Genomic DNA, 23,411 nt, shown 5'->3' with positions numbered 1-23,411 from the left:
TGATTCAATTCTCTCGACGGTCTCGAATTTCAGGGGACGTCGCTACGACATGCCGGGGCAGGGTCACGCGGATCCGGGTGCCACGTTGCCGTTCGATATCGGCCGGGCTGTCGATGGTGATTTGCCCATAATGCTCTTCCACGATGGAATAGACCAGAGCAAGCCCCAGTCCGGTTCCTTCGCCCGGGTCCTTAGTGGTGAAGAAGGGTTCGAACAAGCGGTCCATGATGTTCTTCGGGATCCCGCTGCCCTCATCTTCGACGATCAGGTCGACGGTGTGCTCGCTGACTTCGCTGCGCACGCGCACGGCGCTGCCGGGCGGCGAGGCGTCGCGGGCGTTGGAGAGCAGGTTGATCAGCACCTGGGCCAGGCGCTGCGGGTCCCCTTCGGCCCAGTGCTCCGGGTCGCAGAGGTTGAAGAACTGTACTTCGAAATTGCGCCGGTTCAACGCCAGCAGACCGATGGCGTCCTGCGCCACTTCGGCCAGGCATACCGGTTCTTCGCTGTTCTGGTGGCTGCCGCCGGCATGGGCGAAACTCATCAGCGACTGGACGATGCGCGATACCCGCTTGGTCTGTTCGAGAATCTGGCTGGACAGCTCGATGATTTCGCCATCGCCCTCACGCTCTTCGCGCAGGTTCTGCGCCAGGCAGGCGATGCCGGTGATCGGGTTGCCGATTTCGTGGGCCACGCCGGCGGCCAGACGGCCGATGCTGGCCAGGCGTTCGGAGTGCACCAATTTGTCTTCCAGGGCCTGGGTTTCGGTAAGATCCTCCACCAGCAGTACCAGGCCGCTGTTGCCCGGGGCCAGCGGCTCGTCGATGGCCGCCTTGTGCAGGTTCAGCCAGCGCGGCTGGCCGTCCAGCGCCAGGCGCTGCTTGTGCAGGTGCTCGTCTGGCACGTTGATGAAGCCTTGTAGCAGGCCGCGCCAGGGTTCGCTGATGGTGACCAGGCGCGAGCCGACCACGTGCTTGGCGGCGATGCCGGTGAGCTCTTCCATGGCCTTGTTCCACATCAGGATTTCCTGGTCCTTGGCCAGCGAGCAGACGCCCATGGGCAGTTCCTGCAGGGTCTGGCGGTGGTAGCGGCGCAGGGCGTCGAGCTCGGCGGCCAGGCCGGTAAGGCGGGAGTGGTAGTCTTCCAGGCGGCTTTCGATGAAGTGGATGTCTTCGGTCACGTAGTTTTCGTTACCGGACTTGTACGGCAGGAAGGTCTCGACCATGTCCTGGGCCACGCTCGGCCCCATCAGGCCGGACAGGTTGGCCTCGATGCGGTCGCGCAGGCGGCGCAAGGCATAGGGGCGGCGCTCGTCGAACGGCAGGTAGAGATCGCGCAGGGCCTGTTCCACTTCCTTCTGTGCGGCCTTGGCGCCCAGCGGCTTGGCCAGTTGGGTGGCGAACTCCTGTGGCGAGGCGGCGTGCAGCTCGCGGCGTTGCGGGCGGCGCACATTGTCCACTGCGCAGGCTTCGGCGGCGCTTACCTCTTCGTTGCTGGCGTTGGTGAACAGCGAGATCAGGGTGAACAACAGCACGTTGGCCGCCAGCGAGGCGATGGCCGCCATGTGCCAGCTGGTGTCGTCCAGCACGTAGATCATGTCTAGCAGCGGGATGTAGAAGCCCTGCAGGTTGCCCAGCAATGGCAGCAGCATGGTCACCATCCACACCAGGGTGCCGGCCAGCAGGCCGGCGATGAAGCCGCGGCGATTGGCAGTCGGCCAGTACAGTACCGACAGCACGCCCGGCAGGAACTGTAACGTGGCCACGAAGGCGACGATGCCCAGGTTGGCCAGGCTCTGGTGGTTGTTCTGGGTGAGGTAGAACATGAAGCCGGCGGTGATGATGGCGACGATCAGCGCGCGGCGGGTCCACTTCAGCCAGCGGTAGATGTTGCCTTCGGCCGGCGGCTGGTACAGCGGCAGCACCAGGTGGTTGAGGGCCATGCCCGACAGCGCCAGGGTTGTGACGATGATAAGCCCGCTGGCGGCCGACAAGCCGCCGATGTAGGCCAGCAGCGCCAGCGCCTGGTTGTTGGCGGCAAGCCCCAGGCCCAGGGTGAAGTACTCGGGGTTGGTTGTGGCGCCCAGGCGCAGGCCGGCCCACAGCACCAGTGGCACGGCCAGGCTCATCAGCAGCAGGAACAGCGGCAGTCCCCAGCTGGCGCTGACCAGCGAGCGCGGGTTGAGGTTTTCGGTGAAGGCCATGTGGTACATGTGCGGCATGACGATGGCCGAGGCGAAGAACACCAGTAGCAAGGTGCGCCATGGGCCTTCCTGCAGCGGCGTATGCAGAGCGGCCAGGGCGGTCTGGTTCTGCAGCAGCCACACTTCCAGTTCGTGCGGGCCGCCGAACACGCCATACAGGGCATACAGGCCGATACCGCCCAGGGCCAGCAGCTTGATCACCGACTCGAAGGCGATGGCGAACACCAGCCCTTCGTGCTTTTCGCGTGTGGCGATGTGCCGCGAGCCGAAGAAGATGGTGAACAGGATGATGAGCGTACAGAAGGCGAAGGCCACACGTGCCTTGACCGGCTCACCGGTAAGGATACTGATCGAGTCGGCTACCGCCTGGATCTGCAGGGCCAGCAAGGGCAGAACGCCGATGAGCATGATGATGGTGGTCAGCGCCCCGGCCCAGGTGCTGCGAAAGCGGAACGCCAGCAGGTCGGCCAACGAGGACAGCTGGTAGGTACGGGTGATCTTCAGGATCGGATAGAGCAGCACTGGCGCCAGCAGGAACGCGCCGGACACCCCCAGGTAACAGGCAAGGAAGCCGTAGCCGTACTGGTAGGCCAGGCCCACCGAGCCATAGAAGGCCCAGGCACTGGCGTATACGCCCAGCGACAGGGTGTAGGTCAGCGGGTGGCGAATGATCGAGCGCGGGATCAACCCCCGCTCGCTGATCCAGGCCACACCGAACAGCACCATGAGGTACGCGGCGCTGATCAGGATCATCTGGGTCAGGCTAAAGCTCATCGGCATCTCGTTGGCTCTGCAGGATGAAGGTGACGACGATCAGGATCAGCCAGAGCAGGTAAGGGCGATACCAGGCTCCGGTCGGTTCGATCCACCAGTCCATGATGGCCGGGGAGAACAGGTAGATCCCCACGACCAGAAGCAGGACCAAACGATAGATGTACATGCTGGCCTCGATGGTTGGGCGCTGCGGGCTTGGACTTATTATTGGCGCAAATGGCTGGGCGGATGCTAGCGGGAATCCATGGTGTTCGCCAAGAGTTTGAATTTATTGGGCTTTTGTTTTTGAGGGTAGGTTGCCTGCTCTGGCCCTATCGCCGGCAAGCCAGCTCCCACAGGATCACCACAGGATCTGAGTGCTGTGCTGTACCTGTGGGAGCTGGCTTGCCGGCGATAGGGCCGGGCCTGCCTCAGCGCAAATCAGCCTCTGGCACCGTGGTCCGCTGCGCAATCGCCTCGGGCCGCCACTGCTTGCGAGCTACCGCCAATACCTCCGCCGGCGTTGCCTGCAACAACTCGGGGTCGGCTTTCTGCCCCAGCGCCCGCAGCGCCCGCAGCAACAGCGGTGTCGCCTGGTCCGCCTGCAGCGGCGGCGAGCGGTACGACTTGCCCAGCTTGTGCCCGTCCGGCTGCACGATCAGCGGAATATGCAGGTAACGCGGCTGCGAGAAGCCCAGCAACTCTTGCAGGTACAGCTGGCGCGGGGTGTTGTCGAGCAGGTCGGCGCCACGCACGATGTCGGTAATACCTTGCCAGGCATCGTCCAGTACCACCGCCAGTTGGTAGGCATACAGCCCGTCGCGGCGCTGGATGACGAAATCGCCCACTTCACGCCCCAGGTGCTGCTGGAACTCGCCCTGTACGCGGTCGGTAAAGCGGTAGATCAGCTCTGGCACGCGCAGGCGGATCGCCGCGCCATCCCTAGCATGCCCGGCATTGCGGCAAAGGCCCGGGTAGATACCGTTGTAACTCTCAAGCTGCTTGCGCGAGCAGGTGCAGGCGTAGGCCAGGCCCATGTTGAACAGGCGGTCGACCACCGCGGCATAGGCATCGTGCCGCTGGCTCTGGAACACCACTTCGCCGTCCCACTCCAGGCCGTAGCGCTCCAGGGTCTGCAGGATCGCATCGCGAGCACCGGGCATTTCCCGAGGTGGGTCGGTGTCTTCCATGCGCAGCAGCCAGCGGCCGTTCACGGCGCGGGCATCGAGCCAGGAGGCGAGGGCGGCGACCAGCGAGCCGAAGTGCAGGAAGCCGCTGGGGGTGGGGGCGAAACGCCCGATGTAGCTTGAGTGGGTCATGGTCAGGCTGGGCATATAAATGAAACGGGGCGCATGATGCGCCCCGTTCAGGTGGAAAGAAAGATCAGCCTTTGCCGACCGTCTTTTCCTTTTTCTCGGCGATTTCCTTGCAGTCGAAGCACAGGTCGGCGGTAGGGCGGGCCTCCAGGCGACGCAGGCCGATCTCGATGCCGCACGATTCGCACCAGCCGTACTCGTCGGCCTTGATCTTGTCGAGGGTCTTGTCGATTTTCTTGATCAGCTTGCGCTCGCGATCGCGGTTGCGCAGCTCCAGGGCGAATTCTTCTTCCTGGCTGGCACGGTCGGCCGGGTCGGGGAAGTTGGCTGCCTCGTCCTTCATGTGGTCCACAGTGCGGTCCACACTGGTCATCAGCTCTTGCTTCCAGGCGCCGAGAAGCTTGGTGAAGTGCTTCTTCATGGGCTCGCCCATGTACTCTTCACCTTTGGATTCTACGTAGGGCTCGACACCGTACATGGTCTGGGCTTTTTGCTTTTCTACGGTGGACATGAATAGACCGCCTCTCACTCATCTGATCCAATGCGCAGGCTGCTCCATCTCCGGCACCCGCCGGCCCTGCGACTGCGAGCCGCCGAACTTACCAGATAGATCGGGGGTGCGCTACCCCGCCCGATCCTGGTAATTGACAGCGGCCTGAGCCGCACGTTCGGTGGCGTGCAGAGGTAGAATCTCCAGTTTAGACCCAATTGAGAGAAGGTCATGGCCCACCCCTACAGTGCGCGCAGCCGCGCCATCGAACCCTTCCACGTCATGGCGCTGCTGGCCCGGGCCAACGAGCTGCAGGCGGCCGGGCACGACGTGATCCACCTGGAAATCGGCGAGCCGGACTTCACCACGGCCGCGCCCATCGTTGCCGCCGGCCAGGCAGCATTGGCCGCCGGGCACACCCGCTACACCGCCGCACGCGGCCTGCCGGCACTGCGCGAAGCCATTGCTGGTTTCTACGGCCAGCGTTATGGCCTTAGCGTCGACCCTGAGCGCATCCTCATCACCCCGGGTGGTTCCGGTGCGCTGCTGCTGGCCAGCAGCTTGCTGGTAGACCCAGGCAAGCACTGGCTGCTGGCCGACCCAGGCTACCCGTGCAACCGCCACTTCCTGCGCCTGGTCGAGGGCGGGGCGCAGCTGGTGCCGGTGGGCCCGGACGTGAATTACCAGCTTACTGCCGACCTTGTCGACCGCTACTGGGACAAGGACACGGTCGGAGCCCTGGTCGCCTCGCCGGCCAACCCGACCGGTACCGTGCTGGGGCGTGACGATCTGGCCAGCCTGTCCCGCGCCACCCGTGAACGGCACGGCCATCTGGTGGTGGACGAGATCTATCACGGGCTGACCTATGGCATGGACGCGCCAAGCGTGCTGGAAGTGGACGACTCGGCATTCGTCCTGAATAGTTTTTCCAAGTATTTCGGCATGACCGGTTGGCGCCTCGGCTGGCTGGTGGCGCCTCCTGGCGCGGTGGCCGACCTGGAGAAGCTGGCACAAAACCTGTACATCAGTGCGCCAAGCATGGCCCAACATGCCGCGCTGGCGTGTTTCCAGCCCGAAACCCTGGCCATTTTCGAGGAGCGCCGCGCCGAGTTCGCCCGCCGCCGCGATTACCTGTTGCCTGCCTTGCGCGAACTGGGCTTCCGCATTGCCGTCGAGCCGCAGGGGGCGTTTTACCTGTATGCCGATATCAGTGCCTTTGGCGGTGACGCGTTCGCCTTCTGCCGGCACTTCCTGGAGACCGAGCACCTGGCCTTCACCCCGGGCCTGGACTTCGGCCGTCACCTGGCCGGCCACCATGTGCGCTTTGCCTACACCCAGAGCCTGCCGCGCCTGGAAGAGGCGGTGCAGCGGATTGCTCGCGGCCTGCGGAGCTGGCAAGGCTGATGCAGTTCCATCCCCCACTCGAACAGGGCCGCCTGCTGCGCCGCTACAAACGCTTTCTGGCGGATATCGAGCTGCCCGGTGGCGAACAACTCACCATCCACTGCCCCAACACCGGCTCCATGCTCAACTGCATGCGTGAAGGCGGGCAGGTGTGGTTCAGCCGCTCCAACGACCCCAAGCGCAAGCTACCGGGTACTTGGGAAATCAGCGAAACCCCGCAGGGTCGGCTGGCCTGTGTGAATACCGGGCGGGCCAATGCGCTGGTCGAAGAGGCCCTGCGTGCCGGCATCATCGCCGAACTGGCCGGCTTCAGTGCGCTAAGGCGTGAGGTGGCCTACGGCGAGGAAGGCAGCCGCATCGACTTTCGCCTGGAGTTCGACGGTGCCCCGGCCTATGTCGAGGTCAAGAGCGTGACCCTGGGCTACCCAGCCAGCACGGTCGCGGCCTTTCCTGATGCGGTGACCCAGCGCGGCGCCAAGCACCTGCGAGAGCTGGCGAAGTTGGCCAGGCAAGGCGTGCGGGCTGTGCAGCTGTATTGTGTGAACCTGACCGGTATCGACGCGGTGCGCCCGGCCGAGGAAATCGATGCGGCTTATGCCCAGGCCCTGCGCGCGGCAGTTTCAGATGGAGTGGAGGTGCTGGCCTACGGCGCACGCCTGGACTCCGAAGGCATTGTCATCGACCGCCGCCTGCCGGTGCTGCTTACCCCTTGAGCCAGATGCCCTGGCTGTCCTCGTGGCAGCCCAGGGCCTGCAGTTGCTTGCCCTCGCACGGCCCGGCCACGCATTCTCCACTTTCGATCAGAAACAGCGCGCCATGATGGGCGCAGTGAATCAGGCTGGCGCTGTCATCGAGAAACGCATCTTCCACCCAGTTCAGCGGGATACCGCGGTGCGGGCAACGGTTGCGGTAGAGGTACACCTGGCCCTGGCGGCGCACGCCGAACAGTTCGATGCCGTCTACGCTGAAGGCTCGGCTATGGCCTTCGGCCAGGCCGTGGGAAGTACAAAGGAAGTGCATGGCAAGGACGACTCGTGGAACAAGTGATGGCTTGACGCTTCAATGCGAATAATTATCAAATTGTCCATATTCGCTGCGCCCGGCTGCCTATGGTGCGCAGTTCCGTCGCTCGCCACAAGGCGCGCGGCTCGCCTGCAGAAGGAACCCGATGATGCGCCGTCCTGTCGCCTTGCTCGCTCTGTGCGCGAGCGTTGTGCTGTCCACCCAGGCCCTGGCGGCCGAGCTGCCGCAGCGTTGGGTCAGCGCTGGTGGCGCACTGAGCGAATGGATCAGCGCACTTGGCGGTGAAGCGCGCTTGGTGGGTGTGGACACCACCAGCCAGCACCCGCAATCGCTGAAGTCACTGCCTAGCGTCGGCTACCAGCGGCAGTTGTCTGCGGAAGGCATTCTCAGCCTGCGCCCGGATGTGCTGGTGGGCACCGAAGAAATGGGGCCGCCACCGGTACTGGCGCAAATCCGCAAGGCTGGCGTGCGGGTCGAACTGTTCTCCAGCAAAGCCGAGGTGGCGGCGGTGGATGAAAACCTCAAGCATCTGGGGCAATTGCTGGGCGCAGAAGAGCAGGCCGCGGTCTTGGCGTCGGGTTACCACCAGCAGCTCGATGCCTTGCAGGCCAGGGTCAGGCAGGCCCAGGCCGGGCAGAAGGCGCCAGGAGTGTTGCTGCTGGTCGGGCATGCGGGTGCCAAGCCGCTGATCGCCGGGCAGGGTACCGCCGGCGACTGGCTGCTGAGCCAGGCAGGCGGGCGCAACTTGGCAGAACATCAGGGCTACAAGAATTTCTCCAGCGAAGCACTGGCTGCGCTGGACCCGGATGTGATCGTGTTTTCCGACCGGGCGCTGGCCGATGACCAAGCCTTGAAGGCGTTGCTGAAAGAAAACCCCGCGCTGGCGACTTCGCGCGCCGTGCGAGAGAAACGCCTGGTATCGCTTGACCCGACACTGTTGGTCGGCGGGCTCGGGCCACGCCTGCCGGCAACACTTCAGTTGCTTGCGGCTACCTTCTATCCGGCCGCCAAGATCAGCCTCTCCCAATGAAACAACGCGTCCAGCCACGCACACTGTTCGTTTGCCTGAGCCTGTTGTGCCTGTTGGCGGTGTGGTTGTCTTTGGCCCTGGGGCCGGTCAGCCTGCCGCTGTTCGATACCCTGCGTGCCGGCTTGCGCCTGCTGGGGTTGCCCATTGCCGCTGACGGCCTGCAGCAGGCCGAGATGATCCTCGGCCAGATCCGCCTGCCGCGCACCTTGCTGGGGTTGGCGGTGGGCGCGGTGCTGGCGCTGTCTGGTGTGGCCATGCAGGGGCTGTTCCGTAACCCGCTGGCCGACCCCGGGCTGGTAGGGGTTGCCGCCGGAGCAGCGGTGGGCGCGGCGGTGGCCATCGTTGGCGGAAGTTGGCTGGGCGGCATGCCGGATGTGCTTGCCCCTTACCTGTTGTCGGTGTGCGCTTTCATCGGCGGGCTGGGCGTGACTGCGCTGGTTTATCGTCTGGGGCGACGCGACGGCCAGACCAACGTCGCCACGATGCTGCTGGCCGGTGTGGCCATGACCGCGCTGGGCGGTGCTGCCGTGGGGCTGTTCTCCTACCTGGCCGACGACGCCACGCTGCGCACGCTGACCTTCTGGAACCTGGGCAGCCTCAATGGTGCTAGTTACCAGCGGCTGTGGCCTTTGCTGCTGGTGGCTGCGGGCGTGGCAGTGTGGCTGCCACGTCGGGCCAAGGCGTTGAATGCCATGCTGCTTGGTGAATCGGAGGCGCGTCACCTGGGCATTGACGTGGAGCGGCTCAAGCGCGAGCTGGTGTTCTGCACGGCGCTCGGCGTGGGTGCGGCGGTGGCGGCAGCAGGGCTGATCGGTTTCATCGGCCTGGTGGTGCCGCACCTGGTGCGCCTGCTGGCCGGGCCTGATCACCGTGTGGTGCTGCCAGCTTCCTTGTTGGCTGGCGGTGTGCTGATGCTGTTCGCCGATTTGGCGGCGCGGCTGCTGCTGGCGCCTGCCGAGCTGCCGATCGGCATCGTCACGGCCTTTATCGGCGCACCGTTCTTCCTGTTCCTGCTGATACGAGGGCGCAGTTGATGTTGCAAGCCGAGGGGCTGTACTTGCGGCGGGGCAGCAACGAAGTGCTGCATGACATTCATCTGCAGCTGAGCCAGGGGCAGGTGGTGGGCGTGCTCGGCCCCAACGGTGCCGGCAAGAGCAGCCTGCTAGGAGTACTGTGTGGTGAGCTGGCGCCCGATCACGGGCGGGTGACGCTACAGGGCAGGCCACTGGCGGACTGGGCAGGGCAGGAGCGGGCCAGGCGCCTGGCGGTGTTGCCGCAGGTGTCCAGCCTGGGGTTCTCGTTCCGGGTCGAGGAAGTGGTGGGCATGGGGCGCATGCCCCATGGCACCGGGCAGCGGCGCGATGCTGAAATCGTCGAAGCGGCCTTGCGGGCAGCGGATGCCTGGCACCTGGTGGAGCGCAGTTACCTGGCGTTGTCTGGCGGCGAGCGGCAAAGAGTGCACCTGGCTCGGGTGCTGGCGCAGCTGTGGCCGGGCGAGGCGGGTACAACCCTGCTGCTGGACGAGCCAACCTCGATGCTCGACCCGTTGCACCAGCACACCACCCTCGAAGCCGTGCGCCGCTTTGCCGACCGTGGCGCCGCGGTGCTGGTGATCCTGCATGACCTGAACCTGGCGGCGCGCTACTGTGATCGTATCCTGCTGCTGGAGCAGGGGCGCTGCCATGCCTTTGCCGCACCGTCAGCAGTGCTGACGCCGGCGGCGTTGAAGGCGGTATACGGGATCGACGTACTGGTACAGGCGCACCCGGAGCGTGGGCATCCGCTGATCATCACTCGCTAACGCTGGCGCGATCTTTGTAGGAGCGGCCTTGTGTCGCGAAAGGGCTGCAGAGCAGCCCCGGCAATTTGTGCATCACTGCTGAAAATCTGGGGCCGCTTTGCGGCCCTATCGCGACACAAGGCCGCTCCTACAAGGGCTCGTGCAGACCATGAATGGAGATACTGCCCATGCGACATCCGCTGCTGTCCGCTTTCTCGCTGTGCCTGGTGCTGGTACTGGGTGGCTGCCAGGCCAGCCTGCCACCGCCGCCCGCCTGGCAGAGCAGTGAGGGGCGCAGCCATGCCGAGCTGGGGCATATCGTCGATCTTGCCAAAGGCCAACTGATCAGCCCTGAGCAACTGGTGCAGCGCCTGTCTGCCGCCCCCCGGGTGCTTGTCGGCGAGAAACACGACAACCCTGACCATCACGCACTGCAGCTGTGGCTGCTGCGCGCCCTGCAAGACCAACGTGTGCAGGGCAGCCTGCTGCTGGAAATGCTGCAGCCTGAGCAACAACCGCTGCTGGACAAGCTCGCGGGGCAACCATTACCGGCAGACCTGCCCAGGGCCATGGCTTGGCAGGACGGCTGGGATTGGCAGCTGTACGGGCCAATCGTGACCGAGGCTTTGCAGCAGCGGGTGCCTGTGCTGGCCGCCAACCTCTCGCCCGGCGAGATGCGCCAGGCCTATCGTCAGCCGGCTTTGTTACCGGGCGAACGCTCCAATGCGCCGACGGTCAAGGCCGCCTTGCTGGAGCATGTGCGTGCCGGGCATTGCGGGATGCTGCCAGAAAGCCAGTTGCCGGCGATGCTGGCCGTGCAGCAGCAGCGCGACCGGCGCATGGCCGAGCGCTTGCTGGCGGCGCCGCAGCCAGCACTGCTGCTGGCCGGGGCCTATCACGTGCGCAAGGACCTGGGTGTACCGTTGCACTTGGCTGACCTGCAAGCGCAGGGGGAGAGCAAGGTGCTACTGCTAGCTGAGGTTGGTGAGCAGGTCGAGGCAGGCGAGGCTGATTTTGTGTGGTACACGGCAGCGATGCCGGAGCAGGACTATTGCGCGCAACTGCGGTGACGGGGCTGTAAAAGGCAAAAAAAGACCCGGCAAATTGCCGGGTCAATAACCGTGATTAGCCTGATGAGGAGATAATCTGAGAGTCCGAACCAGGGGCTCTTAGCTTATCCAACCAGTCTCGCGACCAGTTGTGATAATCATAACTATTCTCATTTCGACGTCAATCCCTTTCCCGAGATTATTTCTGATTTTTTTGCGCAGGGCTTTTCGCATCCAGTTGTTGGTTGAGCGCTTCTTTGCGCTCCAGCGGCAAATCGTTCCAGTGCATGTCCAGCAGGGCGCCTTCAATGGCATACAACAGCACCTTCGATGCGCGGAACCCTCGTGTCTTCACGGCCTGGTACGCACCCACCGCGCCCAGGCGACGCAGATCCGATGCACTGTGGATGCCGGCTGCATGCAGCCACTGCGCAGAGGTCTTGCCAAGGTTCTTCAGATGCTGCAATTCATCGTTCATCGAGCCTCCTTGCGATGGCTGAACGGGGATTGGGGGATAAATCGCGAGCAGGTCAGAGAGGAGTGTAGCGGGGGATAGGAAATGCGCGGCCTTTTGCCATAGGGGGCGACGAGATGTCCTGTGCCGGCCTATTCGCGGGTTCACCCGCGAAGTGGCCGGTCCAGGAAAACGCTGAACTTACAGCCCAGGCAAGCGCTGGCGAATCTGCTCGATCACCTGGTCCATGCTCCCGGCGCTCTGGGTATCGACGCGGGTGCTCTGCACCAGCTCTTGTGCACTCAGCGGCTCACGGCTGGCCTGCTGGGTCTTGACCACTTCCAGGGTGGCATCCGACGGGTCGGTGTTTTCTGCCCGGCGCTGTTCCAGCCAGCTGGCGATGACCGCTTCTGGCGCATGGCAGTCGAGGATCAGGAACGGCACGCCCGTCTGGCTGGCGATGTCCGCCGCGGCCTGGCGCTGATCACGTTTGAGGTAGGTGGCATCCAGCACCACCGGGAAGCCGGCCCGCAGTACGGTCGCTGCCACCTCGTGCAGGCGCTGGTAGGTCGCGACACTGGCGTCCTGATCATAGATGCCGGTACTCAGCTGGCCAGCCTCAGCCTGCTGCTGTTCACCGAACAGGCGCTTGCGCTCCACATCCGAACGCACGCGGACGGCGCCAAGGGCTTCGACCATGCGCATGGCCACGTGGCTTTTGCCCACAGCCGAAACACCGTGGGTAATGGCCAGCAGGCGCGACGGGATGGCGCTGTAGCTTTCTGCCAGGTTGGCATAGTTGCGGTAGGTGCGAAGAGTGGTGGCGCGCTGCACGCCATCGGCATCGGCTGGCATGCTGAACAGTGCAACCTTGGCCCGCACCAGCGCGCGGTAGGCTTTGTAGAAGTTGAGCAGTTCCAGGCCTTCGTAGTCGCCGGTCAGTTCCAGGTACTGGCTGATGAAGCGGCGGGCCAGGCATTTCAGGCCGCGGTCTTCCAGGTCCATGGCCAGGAAGCCCGTATCGGCGTACACATCGGTCAGGCGGAACGGTTCGTTGAACTCGATGCAGTCGAAGATCACCACCTTGCCGTCGATCAGGGTGGCGTTGCCAAGGTGGATGTCACCGTGGCACTCACGGATGAAACCATTGGCCTTGCGCTTTTCCAGCAGGCCATGCAGGCGCTCGAAGCTGCTGCGTGCCCAGGCCTGCAGGGCGTCGAGTTGCTGCAGGTCGGCCTTGTCGCTGAGGAACGGGCGAATCTGCTCGAAGTTCTGCTCCACAGGTGCCATCACGCTGTCCGGCGTGCCCAGTGGGTGCTCCACCGGCACGCGTGGGGCTTGCAGGTGGAACTCGGCGATCTGCCGGGCCATCTGGTCGATGTGCGCGGCGTTCAGTTCACCATTGGCCTGCAGGGTGTTGAGCATCTGCCCCTGGGGGAACTGACGCATCTTCAGCACGTACTCGATGGCTTCGCCTTCACCGCCGATCTGCGGCGCATCGACGCTACCGGTGATCGGCAACACTTCAAGGTACAGGCCGTCGGTCAGGCGCTGGTTCAGGCGCAATTCTTCGTTACAGAAATGCCGGCGCTGGTCCAGGCCAGTGAAGTCGAGGAAGCCGAAGTTCATCGGCTTCTTGATCTTGTAGGCATACTCGCCGGTGAGCAGGACCCAGGAGATATGCGTCTCGATGAGCTGGAACCCATCCACGGGGTGAGGGTACAGGGCTGGGTTCTGCAACGCAGTGATAAGGGCTTGGCTCACGGGAAATCCTTCCGGGGGCAGGGAATTCGAATGCGCCATTATGGTCAATGGTGCCGTCCCTGCCTACCGCCGGGGGCGTCTGCCCAGCCTTTATAAAGTGCGTATAATCCGCCGCCATGACCCGAACTCGAAATCCCCGTACCCCTCAGAAACGCCCGACCGGCCGCTCCCGCGCCTGGCTGGGCTGGGCTTTGAAGCTCAGCCTGGTCGGCCTGGTGATAGTCGCCGGCTTCGCGGTTTACCTCGATGCCGTTGTCCAGGAAAAGTTTTCCGGCAAGCGCTGGACCATCCCGGCCAAGGTGTATGCCCGGCCGCTGGAGCTGTTCACCGGCCAGAAACTGAGCAAGAACGACTTCCTCACAGAGCTGGACGCGCTCGGCTACCGGCGTGAAAGCGCGGCCAACGGGCCGGGAGCGGCGGCAGTCAACGGCAACACCGTCGAGCTCAATACCCGAGGCTTCCAGTTCTACGAGGGCATGGAGCCGGCGCAGTTCGTGCGTGTGCGCTTCTCCGGCGATTACGTGGCGGGCCTTTCCGGCGCCAACGGCAAGACGCTTGACGTAGTGCGCCTGGAGCCGCTGATGATCGGCGGCATCTACCCGAAAAACCTCGAAGACCGCATCCTGATCAAGATCGACCAGGTACCGCCCTACCTGCTCGAAACTCTGGTGGCGACGGAAGACCGCGATTTCTACAGCCACTTCGGGGTGTCGCCCAAGTCCATCGCCCGAGCCATGTGGGTCAATACCTCGGCAGGTTCCATGCGCCAGGGTGGCAGCACCCTGACCCAGCAGTTGGTGAAGAACTTCTACCTCACCAGCGAGCGCAGCCTCAGCCGCAAGCTGACCGAGGCGATGATGGCTGTGTTGCTGGAGCTGCACTACGACAAGCGCGAGATCCTCGAGGCCTACCTCAACGAGGTGTTCGTCGGCCAGGATGGTCAGCGTGCAGTGCACGGCTTCGGCCTCGCCAGCCAGTTCTTCTTCAGCCAACCGCTGTCGGAGCTGAAATTGCACCAGATCGCTCTGCTGGTGGGTATGGTCAAGGGGCCGTCCTACTACAACCCGCGTCGCTATCCGGACCGCGCCCTGGCCCGCCGCAACCTGGTGCTCGACCTGGTGGCCGAGCAGGGCGTGGCCAGCCAGGCAGAAGTCGATGCAGCGAAGAAGATGCCGCTGGGCGTGACCAAGCGCGGCAGCCTGGCAGACAGCTCGTTCCCGGCCTTCCTCGACCTGGTCAAGCGTCAGCTGCGCCAGGACTACCGCGATGAAGACTTGACCGAAGAAGGGCTGCGCATCTTCACCAGCTTCGACCCGATCCTGCAGATGAAGGCCGAAACCTCGATGAGCGAGACCTTCAAGCGCCTCGCGGGGCGCAAGGGGGCGGACGAGGTTGAGTCGGCGATGGTCGTGACCAATCCGGAAACCGGTGAGGTGCAGGCGCTGATCGGCAGCCGCCAGGCCGGCTTTGCCGGCTTCAACCGCGCCATTGATGCCGTGCGGCCGATCGGTTCGCTGGTCAAGCCGGCGGTGTACCTGACCGCGCTGGAACAACCGACCAAGTACACCTTGACCAGTTGGGTGCAGGACGAGCCGTTCTCGGTCAAAGGTGCCGACGGCCAGGTCTGGCGCCCGCAGAACTACGATCGTCGCCCGCATGGCACCATCTACCTGTACCAGGGGCTGGCCAACTCCTACAACCTGTCGACTGCCAAGATCGGCCTGGAAGTGGGTGTGCCCAGCGTGATCAAGACCATTGGCCGGCTGGGAGTGAACGTTGACTGGCCAGCCTTCCCGGCCATGCTGCTGGGTGCCGGCGGCATGTCGCCAATGCAGGTCGCGACGATGTACCAGACCATCGCCAACGGCGGCTTCAATACCCCGATGCGCGGTATCCGCAGCGTGCTCACCGCCGAGGGCGAGCCGCTAAAACGCTACCCGTTCCAGATCCAGCAAACCTTCGACCCGGGGGCTATCTACCTGGTGCAGAACGCCATGCAGCGGGTGATGCGCGAAGGCACCGGCCGCTCGGTGTACAACACTTTGCCGCGCAATCTCACCCTGGCGGGCAAGACCGGTACCAGTAACGATTCGCGCGACAGCTGGTTCTCCGGGTTCAGTCAGGACCTGCTGGCCGTGGTATGGATGGGGCGTGACGACAACGGCAAGACGCCATTTACTGGTGCCACCGGCGCCCTGCAGGTGTGGACCAGCTTCATGAAGAAGGCCGACCCGCTGCCGCTGGACATGCCGCAACCGGACAACGTTGTGCAGGCCTGGATTGACCCGTACAGCGGCCATGGGTCTGATGGCAGCTGTCCGGGAGCGGTGCAGATGCCGTATATTCGCGGGAGTGAACCGCCCGCCGGCGCGACCTGTGGCGGCGAGCAGGATCCAGTTGAATCGGTCATGGACTGGGTCAAGGGCTGGATGAATTAAGCACAGGCTGCATTGATGAGGTGTGACGTGAACAAGTGGCTGTTTCCTGCCGTGACGGCGCTGGCTGTGCTCCAGGGGTGCGCCAGCGTCCCGCGCGGCAATATTCCGGTGGTCGACTCGAGCACCCGGGTGTCCAACAGCGAACGCGTGACGGCCAATCGCTCTGCGGGTGGCTATAACGCAGGTACCGCACAGGCTCAAACGCTGCCTGAAGACTCCGGCGTGACCGTGATGATCCCACAGGGCGCTGGCGCTTCGGGCATCCAGACGTTCCCGACGGCCAATGGCGCGGCGCCAATCAGCACCTCGCCGATTACCCCGGGGCCGATCACCCCAGGCCCAATTACCACTGGTCCGGTCACTTCGGCACCAATGACCACCAATCCAAACCCGATCGCCGACGAACCCTTCGACATCGCGGCGATGAACAGCGCCCCGCAAAGCACCAGCGCGCCAACCGGTATTCCGCGTAGCGGTGCTGCTACCGGTGGCCTGTCGGCCGATGAGCAGCTGGACGGCCCGGTGCTGGCGCTGCTGACCACCGCGAAGACCCAGCAGGGCAGCGGTGACTTCAACGGTGCCGCATCGAGCCTGGAGCGTGCTCAGCGCATTGCCCCGCGCGAGCCACAGGTACTGTACCGTCTGGCCCAGGTACGCCTGTCGCAAGGTGATGCACCGCAGGCCGAGCAGTTGGCGCGTCGTGCTTTGACTTACGCCAACGGCCGCCCGAGCCTGCAGGCCGAGCTGTGGAACACCATCGCCCAGGCCCGCGAGAAGCAGGGTGACAGCGCTGGTGCCGCACTGGCCCGGCAAAAGGCACGGGTCAATTCGTGATGATCGAGCAGCGCATTCTGGATGTTGCCGACCACCTGCTGCTGATCGAACGAGAGCTGCAGGTGCAAGGCTGGTGGGATGACGAGCCGCCAAGCGATGAGGCACTGGCCAGTACGGTGCCTTTCGCAGTCGATACCCTCAGTTTCGAGCAGTGGCTCCAATGGATCTTCCTGCCGCGGATGAAGATCATCATCGAGCTGGGCCACCCGCTGCCTAGTGCGTCCGGCATCCTGGTAATGGCTGAAACGGTATTTACCGACCGGCCAGAGCAAAGTCGTGAGCTACGCCGCCTGTTGGCAGCATTTGACCAATTGATTGCTCCTTCCGCCTGATTTCTTCAGTTTTTCCTTCAAGGGCCGCAGATTGTGGCCCTTTTTTGTGGAAATCTTATTTATTCTGCTGCTGAAGCGATTTTTAGTGGTGGCAGGGATTCATCTTGGGGAAAAATTGGCAATAATTTTTCTTGACTTGTTGGCGCCGAATCAGAAGAATCCAATCTCCGCTGTAGAGGGACTGCCAGAAGCAGACCCGCTAAGCAGATCATGAGGCGCACACCCGCGCCGACCTGTTACACCCCGCAACGCGTTACCTCGCGCTGGGTGGGAAAACCCCGCAACACTCTGGGGCGCTCCCAATACTTGCTCAGTCAGTGCTGACGTTCGCTCATGCTCTGCTTGGCAGTAAACCTATTAAGACCCGTCCAGTGAGGGCGGTATTCTGGCGTTTTAGAGGTGAACAACGTGGAGCTTTTATCTGGCGCTGAGATGGTCGTCCGCTTCTTGCGTGACGAAGGCGTTAAGCACATCTACGGGTACCCTGGTGGTGCTCTCCTGCATGTTTACGACGCGCTGTTCAAGGAACCGGAAGTCGAGCACATCCTGGTTCGTCATGAGCAGGCAGCTACCCATATGGCGGACGGCTACGCCCGCGCCACCGGCAAGGCCGGCGTGGTGCTGGTAACCTCCGGCCCGGGCGCGACCAATGCCATTACCGGTATTGCCACCGCCTACATGGATTCGATTCCGATGGTCATCCTGTCCGGCCAGGTGCCTAGCACCATGGTGGGTACCGATGCCTTCCAGGAAACCGACATGATCGGTATTTCGCGGCCGATCGTGAAGCACAGCTTCATGATCAAACATGCCAGCGAAATCCCCGAAGTTCTGAAAAAAGCTTTCTACCTGGCGCAATCCGGTCGCCCAGGTCCGGTCGTGGTCGACATTCCAAAAGATATGACCAACCCGGCCGAGAAGTTCGAATACGTCTATCCGAAAAAGGTCAAGCTGCGCTCCTATAGCCCAGCGGTACGCGGCCACTCCGGCCAGATCCGCAAGGCTGCAGAGATGCTGCTGGCGGCCAAGCGCCCGATCGTCTACTCCGGTGGCGGCGTGATCCTCGGTGGTGGCTCCGAAGCCCTGACCGAAATCGCCAAGTCGCTGAACCTGCCGGTCACCAATACCCTGATGGGTCTGGGTGGCTTCCCGGGTACCGACCGCCAGTTCCTCGGCATGCTCGGCATGCACGGCAGCTTCACTGCCAACATGGCCATGCATCATGCCGACGTCATCTTCGCCGTCGGTGCCCGTTTCGACGACCGCGTGGTCAACGGCCCGGCCAAGTTCTGCCCGAATGCCAAGATCATCCATATCGACATCGACCCGGCGTCGATCTCCAAGATGATCAAGGCCGACGTGCCGATCGTCGGCCCGGTCGACAGCGTGCTCAGCGAAATGCTCGGCATCCTCAAGGAAATCGGCGAGCAGCCTGACAAGGCGGCGCTGGATGCCTGGTGGAAGCAGATCGACGAATGGCGTGGCAATGGCGAGCTGTTCCCTTACGACAAGGGTGACGGCAATGTCATCAAGCCGCAGAAAGTCATCGAGACCCTGTGCGAAGTGACCAATGGCGATGCCTTCGTCACCTCCGACGTGGGTCAGCACCAGATGTTCGCGGCGCAGTACTACCGCTTCAACAAGCCGAACCGCTGGATCAACTCCGGTGGCCTGGGCACCATGGGCTTCGGTTTCCCGGCGGCGATGGGCGTCAAGCTCAACTTCCCGGACCAGGACGTGGCCTGCGTGACCGGCGAAGGCAGCATCCAGATGAACATCCAGGAGCTGTCCACCTGCATGCAGTACGGCCTGCCGGTGAAGATCGTCAACCTGAACAACGGTGTGTTGGGCATGGTCCGTCAGTGGCAGGACATGGCCTACAACGGTCGTCACTCGCACTCGTACGTCGAGTCGCTGCCTGACTTCATCAAGCTGGCCGAGGCCTATGGCCATGTGGGTATCCGCATCACCAGCCTGAAGGACCTCAAGCCGAAGCTGGAAGAAGCGTTTGCGATGAAGGACCGCCTGGTGTTCATCGACATCGCGGTTGACCGCAGTGAGCACGTCTATCCGATGCAGATCAAGGATGGCTCGATGCGTGACATGTGGCTGAGCAAGACGGAGCGTACCTGATATGCGGCACATCATCTCCCTGCTGCTGGAAAACGAACCAGGTGCGTTGTCCCGCGTGGTCGGCCTGTTCTCCCAGCGTAACTACAACATTGAAAGCCTGACCGTGGCGCCGACCGAAGACCCGACCCTGTCGCGTCTGACGCTGACCACCGTTGGCCATGACGAAGTGATCGAACAGATCACCAAGAACCTGAACAAGCTGGTCGAAGTGGTCAAGCTCGTCGACCTGTCGGAAAGCGCTCACATCGAGCGTGAACTGATGCTGGTCAAGGTCAAGGCCACCGGTGCCCAGCGCGCCGAGATCAAGCGCACCACGGATATCTTCCGTGGCCAGATCGTCGATGTGACTGCCAGCGTGTACACCGTGCAGCTGAGCGGCACCAGCGACAAACTGGACAGCTTCATCCAGGCGATCGGCACTGCATCGATTCTCGAAACCGTGCGCAGCGGCGTTACCGGCATTGCCCGTGGCGACAAAGTGCTCAGCATCTGAATTCAAATTAGCGATGGCTCCGCAGGGGCCGAGATATAACCAGGGGTATTTTCATGAAAGTTTTCTACGATAAAGACTGCGACCTTTCCATCATTCAGGGTAAGAAAGTCGCCATCATCGGTTACGGTTCCCAGGGCCACGCTCAGGCGTGCAACCTGAAGGACTCCGGTGTGGATGTCACCATCGGTCTGCGTAAAGGTTCGGCCACCGTTGCCAAGGCAGAAGCCCACGGCCTGAAAGTGACCGACGTTGCCTCTGCCGTCGCTGCTGCCGACCTGGTCATGATCCTGACCCCGGACGAGTTCCAGGGCCAACTGTACAAGCAGGAAATCGAGCCGAACATCAAGAAGGGCGCTACCCTGGCCTTCTCCCACGGCTTCTCGATCCACTACAACCAGGTTGTCCCACGTGCCGACCTCGACGTGATCATGATCGCGCCGAAGGCCCCGGGCCACACCGTTCGCTCCGAGTTCGTCAAGGGCGGCGGTATCCCTGACCTGATCGCTATCTACCAGGACGCCTCGGGCAACGCCAAGAATGTCGCCCTGTCGTACGCTTCGGGCGTAGGCGGCGGCCGTACCGGCATCATCGAAACCACCTTCAAGGACGAGACCGAAACCGACCTGTTCGGTGAGCAGGCTGTTCTGTGTGGCGGTACTGTCGAGCTGGTCAAGGCCGGTTTCGAAACCTTGGTTGAAGCTGGCTACGCGCCGGAAATGGCCTACTTCGAGTGCCTGCACGAGCTGAAGCTGATCGTTGACCTCATGTACGAAGGCGGCATCGCCAACATGAACTACTCGATCTCCAACAACGCCGAGTACGGTGAGTACGTAACCGGTCCGGAAGTCATCAACGAAGAATCCCGCAAGGCCATGCGCAACGCCCTGAAGCGCATCCAGGACGGCGAGTACGCGAAGATGTTCATCTCCGAAGGTGCTACGAACTACCCATCGATGACCGCCAAGCGCCGCAACAACGCCGCTCACGGCATCGAAATCATCGGCGAGCAACTGCGCTCGATGATGCCGTGGATCTCGGCTAACAAAATCGTCGACAAGACCAAGAACTAAGTCTTATCGAAAGATGAAAAACGCGGCTTCGGCCGCGTTTTTTCGTTCTGACAGTCAGCTTCTGGTATAAAGCAGACCAGTGGCCTGCCGTCAGAACCTGTTTTGCAGGTCCGTGTCGAACATTTTCCATCCTGTTGCAAGGTACCCTCCATGAGCGAACGTCCCGAAGAGCCGAACAAGCCCTCCGACGCCGAAAGCCTGCTACCTGTCGATGAGCACGTTGAAGAAGGGCATGACGCCGAAGGGCGCAAGGTACGCCATCGTGGCATCTACCTGCTGCCCAACCTGTTTACCACCGCCAACCTGTTTGCCGGTTTCTATTCCATCATCAGCTCGATGAGCGCGCAGAGCGCCCTGAGCGCCGGTGACCCTCGCGAGGCGAGCAAGTACTTTGCCTTCGCTGCGATCGCCATCTTCGTGGCCATGGTGCTCGACGGCCTGGATGGTCGTGTCGCGCGCATGACCAACACACAGAGCGCCTTTGGTGCCGAGTACGACTCACTGTCGGACATGGTTGCCTTTGGTGTCGCTCCGGCCTTGCTGGCCTTTGGCTGGGCGCTGGGCGACATGGGCAAGGTTGGCTGGATGGTTGCCTTCATCTATGTGGCCGGTGCAGCACTGCGCCTGGCACGCTTCAATACCCAGGTCGGCACCGCCGACAAGCGCTACTTCATCGGCCTTGCCAGTCCTGCTGCTGCGGGTGTGGTCGCGGGTACCGTGTGGGCGTTCAGCGACTACGGCATCCAGGGCTCCAAGCTGTCGTTCCTGGTGGCGCTGCTGGTGGCTGCTGCCGGCATGCTGATGGTCAGCAACATCAAGTACAACAGCTTCAAGGAGCTGGACCTGAAGGGGCGTGTGCCGTTCGTGGCTATCCTGGCCGTGGTGCTGGTGTTTGCCGTGGTGTTCAGCGACCCGCCGCGTATCCTGCTGCTGATCTTCCTCGCCTATGCGGCTTCGGGCCCGATTCAGTTCCTGCTGAAGTCACGCCGTCGCAAAGCGTGACAATCATTTAATGCTGGAATAACCCGCCGGCTCCATAGTCTTACTGGTACATCCGTTATCCAGTGCTGTGGAGCCGCTCATGCTCATCAAGCTTCCCAGGTCTTCCGAGTGCAAGGCGTCGGAGATCACCCCCGAAGGCATCTATCTCTCCCGTCGTACCCTGCTGGGTGGCTCGTTGGCTGGCCTGGCCCTGGGCGCTTTGCCGAGCATGGCGCGCGCAGCTGAAGCCAGCCGATACGCCGATGTCGAGGCGGGCAGGGCGCCTGGCTGGTTCAATGAAAAGCTCGCAGCTACCCGATGGCAGGCAGTAACGGTCAAGGGTGAGGCAATCACGCCGTTCAAGGATGCCACCCACTACAACAACTTCTACGAGTTCGGGCCTGACAAGGGCGACCCGGCGGCCAATGGCGACAGCCTGAAGACCGAACCGTGGAGCGTTGTGGTCGATGGCGAAGTGGGTAAGCCCGGCCGCTATGCGCTGGAGGACTTCGTCAAACCGTACCAGCTCGAGGAGCGCATCTACCGGCTGCGGTGCGTGGAGGCGTGGTCGATGGTCATTCCGTGGCTGGGCTTCCCGTTGGCGCAGGTGCTCAAGCAGGTCGAGCCGACATCCAAGGCACGTTATGTGCGCTTCGAAACCCTGAAAGACCCGGAGCACATGCCGGGGCAGCGTTCGGGTTTCGCCTTGATCGACTGGCCTTATAGAGAAGGCTTGCGCCTGGATGAGGCAATGCATCCTTTAGCGATCCTGGCGGTCGGGATGTATGGCCGGGAGCTGCCCAACCAGAATGGCGCGCCGTTGCGGCTGGTGGTGCCGTGGAAGTATGGCTTCAAGAGCATCAAGTCGATCGTGCGTATCAGCCTGGTGGCGGAGCAGCCGGGCACCACCTGGGAAGGGCTGGCGCCGGATGAATATGGGTTCTATGCCAATGTGAACCCGACGGTCGACCACCCCCGTTGGAGCCAGGCGCGTGAACGGCGGCTGCCCAGCGGGCTGTTCAGTCCCAATGTGCGGGAAACCCAGATGTTCAATGGCTATGCCGATGAAGTGGCGTCGCTGTATACCGGGCTTGATCTGCGGAAGAACTATTGATGCGTTACCCCTGGTTTCGTCTGGCCATTTTCATCGTGGGATGCCTGTTCCCAGTCTGGTGGTTGTATGAGGCGGCGATGAATGTGCTAGGGCCTGATCCCGGAAAGATCATGATGGACCGGCTTGGGCTCGGGGCGCTGACCTTCCTGCTGGTTACCTTGGGCATGACGCCGCTGCAGAAGCTGACGGGATGGTCGGGCTGGATCGTGGTGCGCCGGCAGTTGGGGTTGTGGGTGTTTGCCTATATCGTGCTGCACGTCCTGGCTTACCTGTTCTTCATCCTTGGGTTGGACTGGGGGCAGTTGGCGGTGGAGTTGCGCAAGCGGCCATACATAATTGTGGGTGCGCTTGGGTTTCTTGGATTGCTGGCCCTGGCGGTTACCTCGAATCGGTATAGCCAGCGGCGGTTGGGAGCGAGGTGGAAGAAGCTGCACCGGTTGGTGTACGTGATACTTGGGTTGGGTTTGCTGCATTTTCTGTGGATCGTGCGCTCGGATTTGCGGGAGTGGGCGATTTATGCGGTTATTGGGGCTGTGTTGATGGTGTTGCGGGTTCCTGCTGTTGCGCGGGTGCTGCCCAGGATTGGCCGGAGATAGGGAAGGGGGCAAGGGCCTGTCTTGAGATGGCATTGCCTTTGAAATGTGCCTGCCTTGAGTTTTCTGGCGCCTGTGAGATCGAGCGCCGCCCGCGCGGCGCTTCGCAGCACAAGGCTGCTCCTACCGTTTGTTTCGGGCCAATTATTCCTGTGAGAAC

22 protein-coding genes are annotated in these 23,411 nt (G+C 62.8%); 15 read left to right on the top strand and 7 right to left on the bottom strand.

Annotated elements, in window-relative coordinates; all coding sequences use genetic code 11:
* Window positions 1–4 precede the first annotated feature (4 nt).
* The 4 genes from CAG18_RS25215 to dksA form a co-directional block, all read right to left on the bottom strand.
* Complete coding sequence (locus CAG18_RS25215) at window positions 5–2,980, bottom strand: sensor histidine kinase (protein ID WP_167506607.1); 2,976 nt, start codon at window positions 2,978–2,980, stop codon at window positions 5–7.
* Window positions 2,964–3,140: a hypothetical protein gene (locus tag CAG18_RS26940; protein ID WP_003250005.1), complete on the bottom strand. Its 177-nt coding sequence runs from the start codon at window positions 3,138–3,140 to the stop codon at window positions 2,964–2,966. The genes CAG18_RS25215 and CAG18_RS26940 overlap by 17 nt, the downstream gene beginning before the upstream one ends.
* A 244-nt stretch (window positions 3,141–3,384) precedes the next feature.
* Window positions 3,385–4,272, bottom strand: a complete 888-nt coding sequence (gene gluQRS / locus CAG18_RS25210) for a tRNA glutamyl-Q(34) synthetase GluQRS (protein WP_178075747.1) — start codon at window positions 4,270–4,272, stop codon at window positions 3,385–3,387.
* A gap of 64 nt (window positions 4,273–4,336) precedes the next feature.
* On the bottom strand, window positions 4,337–4,780 hold the full coding sequence (gene dksA / locus CAG18_RS25205) for an RNA polymerase-binding protein DksA (protein ID WP_003259209.1): 444 nt from the start codon (window positions 4,778–4,780) through the stop codon (window positions 4,337–4,339).
* 210 nt (window positions 4,781–4,990) lie between these two features.
* Here dksA and CAG18_RS25200 point away from each other — a divergent pair, with 210 nt between their 5' ends.
* Window positions 4,991–6,163, top strand: coding sequence for a pyridoxal phosphate-dependent aminotransferase (locus CAG18_RS25200; RefSeq protein ID WP_085721781.1), 1,173 nt, complete (start codon window positions 4,991–4,993; stop codon window positions 6,161–6,163).
* On the top strand, window positions 6,163–6,876 hold the full coding sequence (sfsA, locus tag CAG18_RS25195) for a DNA/RNA nuclease SfsA (protein ID WP_013974266.1): 714 nt from the start codon (window positions 6,163–6,165) through the stop codon (window positions 6,874–6,876). The genes CAG18_RS25200 and sfsA overlap by 1 nt, the downstream gene beginning before the upstream one ends.
* On the opposite strand, the gene CAG18_RS25190 is transcribed toward sfsA, so the two are convergent.
* Entirely contained in the window at window positions 6,866–7,183 is a 318-nt protein-coding gene (locus CAG18_RS25190) for a Rieske (2Fe-2S) protein (RefSeq protein WP_085721780.1), read from the bottom strand. The two genes, sfsA and CAG18_RS25190, sit on opposite strands and share 11 nt — an antisense overlap.
* 148 nt (window positions 7,184–7,331) lie before the next feature.
* On the opposite strand from CAG18_RS25190, the gene CAG18_RS25185 reads away from it, so the two are divergent.
* The 4 genes from CAG18_RS25185 to CAG18_RS25170 all read left to right on the top strand — a co-directional run bounded on the left by CAG18_RS25185 (window position 7,332) and on the right by CAG18_RS25170 (window position 11,066).
* Entirely contained in the window at window positions 7,332–8,216 is an 885-nt protein-coding gene (locus CAG18_RS25185; protein WP_085721779.1) for a hemin ABC transporter substrate-binding protein, read from the top strand.
* 50 nt (window positions 8,217–8,266) lie between these two features.
* Window positions 8,267–9,250: an iron ABC transporter permease gene (locus CAG18_RS25180; RefSeq protein ID WP_161551540.1), complete on the top strand. Its 984-nt coding sequence runs from the start codon at window positions 8,267–8,269 to the stop codon at window positions 9,248–9,250.
* Complete coding sequence (locus CAG18_RS25175) at window positions 9,250–10,017, top strand: heme ABC transporter ATP-binding protein (RefSeq protein ID WP_015271839.1); 768 nt, start codon at window positions 9,250–9,252, stop codon at window positions 10,015–10,017. Before CAG18_RS25180 ends, CAG18_RS25175 begins: the two co-directional genes overlap by 1 nt.
* A 167-nt stretch (window positions 10,018–10,184) precedes the next feature.
* On the top strand, window positions 10,185–11,066 hold the full coding sequence (locus CAG18_RS25170) for a ChaN family lipoprotein (protein WP_015271838.1): 882 nt from the start codon (window positions 10,185–10,187) through the stop codon (window positions 11,064–11,066).
* Window positions 11,067–11,244: 178 nt separating this feature from the next.
* Here the strand turns inward: CAG18_RS25170 and CAG18_RS25165 are convergent, their stop codons facing one another.
* Together CAG18_RS25165 and CAG18_RS25160 are read right to left on the bottom strand one after the other, a co-directional pair.
* Window positions 11,245–11,523 carry a TfoX/Sxy family protein gene (locus CAG18_RS25165; protein ID WP_013974260.1) on the bottom strand — a complete coding sequence of 93 codons (279 nt, stop codon included), beginning with the start codon at window positions 11,521–11,523 and terminating at the stop codon, window positions 11,245–11,247.
* A 177-nt stretch (window positions 11,524–11,700) separates the two neighbouring features.
* Window positions 11,701–13,263 (bottom strand): bifunctional aminoglycoside phosphotransferase/ATP-binding protein, encoded by a 1,563-nt coding sequence (locus tag CAG18_RS25160; protein ID WP_054573650.1) that lies wholly within the window; start codon window positions 13,261–13,263, stop codon window positions 11,701–11,703.
* A 116-nt stretch (window positions 13,264–13,379) separates the two neighbouring features.
* Here CAG18_RS25160 and mrcB point away from each other — a divergent pair, with 116 nt between their 5' ends.
* The 9 genes from mrcB (at window position 13,380) to msrQ (ending at window position 23,254) form a co-directional block, all read left to right on the top strand.
* Window positions 13,380–15,701, top strand: a complete 2,322-nt coding sequence (gene mrcB, locus CAG18_RS25155) for a penicillin-binding protein 1B (RefSeq protein WP_085721778.1) — start codon at window positions 13,380–13,382, stop codon at window positions 15,699–15,701.
* Between the two features lie 15 nt (window positions 15,702–15,716).
* Complete coding sequence (locus CAG18_RS25150; RefSeq protein ID WP_085721777.1) at window positions 15,717–16,535, top strand: M48 family metallopeptidase; 819 nt, start codon at window positions 15,717–15,719, stop codon at window positions 16,533–16,535.
* The gene (locus tag CAG18_RS25145) at window positions 16,535–16,867 is read left to right on the top strand and encodes a YqcC family protein (protein ID WP_015271835.1); all 333 of its coding nucleotides are present in this window, start codon (window positions 16,535–16,537) and stop codon (window positions 16,865–16,867) included. Before CAG18_RS25150 ends, CAG18_RS25145 begins: the two co-directional genes overlap by 1 nt.
* Window positions 16,868–17,275: 408 nt before the next feature.
* On the top strand, window positions 17,276–19,000 hold the full coding sequence (locus CAG18_RS25140; protein WP_015271834.1) for an acetolactate synthase 3 large subunit: 1,725 nt from the start codon (window positions 17,276–17,278) through the stop codon (window positions 18,998–19,000).
* Between the two features lies 1 nt (window position 19,001).
* Window positions 19,002–19,493 (top strand): acetolactate synthase small subunit, encoded by a 492-nt coding sequence (gene ilvN / locus CAG18_RS25135; protein WP_003250040.1) that lies wholly within the window; start codon window positions 19,002–19,004, stop codon window positions 19,491–19,493.
* Between the two features lie 53 nt (window positions 19,494–19,546).
* Entirely contained in the window at window positions 19,547–20,563 is a 1,017-nt protein-coding gene (ilvC, locus tag CAG18_RS25130; protein WP_013974255.1) for a ketol-acid reductoisomerase, read from the top strand.
* A gap of 150 nt (window positions 20,564–20,713) precedes the next feature.
* A complete protein-coding gene (gene pssA / locus CAG18_RS25125) occupies window positions 20,714–21,565 on the top strand; it encodes a CDP-diacylglycerol--serine O-phosphatidyltransferase (RefSeq protein WP_009685387.1) in 852 nt (283 codons plus the stop codon).
* Window positions 21,566–21,644: 79 nt separating this feature from the next.
* Complete coding sequence (gene msrP, locus CAG18_RS25120) at window positions 21,645–22,658, top strand: protein-methionine-sulfoxide reductase catalytic subunit MsrP (protein ID WP_015271833.1); 1,014 nt, start codon at window positions 21,645–21,647, stop codon at window positions 22,656–22,658.
* Window positions 22,658–23,254 (top strand): protein-methionine-sulfoxide reductase heme-binding subunit MsrQ, encoded by a 597-nt coding sequence (gene msrQ / locus CAG18_RS25115; RefSeq protein ID WP_015271832.1) that lies wholly within the window; start codon window positions 22,658–22,660, stop codon window positions 23,252–23,254. Before msrP ends, msrQ begins: the two co-directional genes overlap by 1 nt.
* Window positions 23,255–23,411 lie beyond the last annotated feature (157 nt).

The organism is Pseudomonas sp. B22(2017) (assembly GCF_002113105.1).
Lineage (GTDB): Bacteria > Pseudomonadota > Gammaproteobacteria > Pseudomonadales > Pseudomonadaceae > Aquipseudomonas > Aquipseudomonas asiatica.
This window is presented reverse-complemented; position numbering and strand designations above follow the sequence as displayed.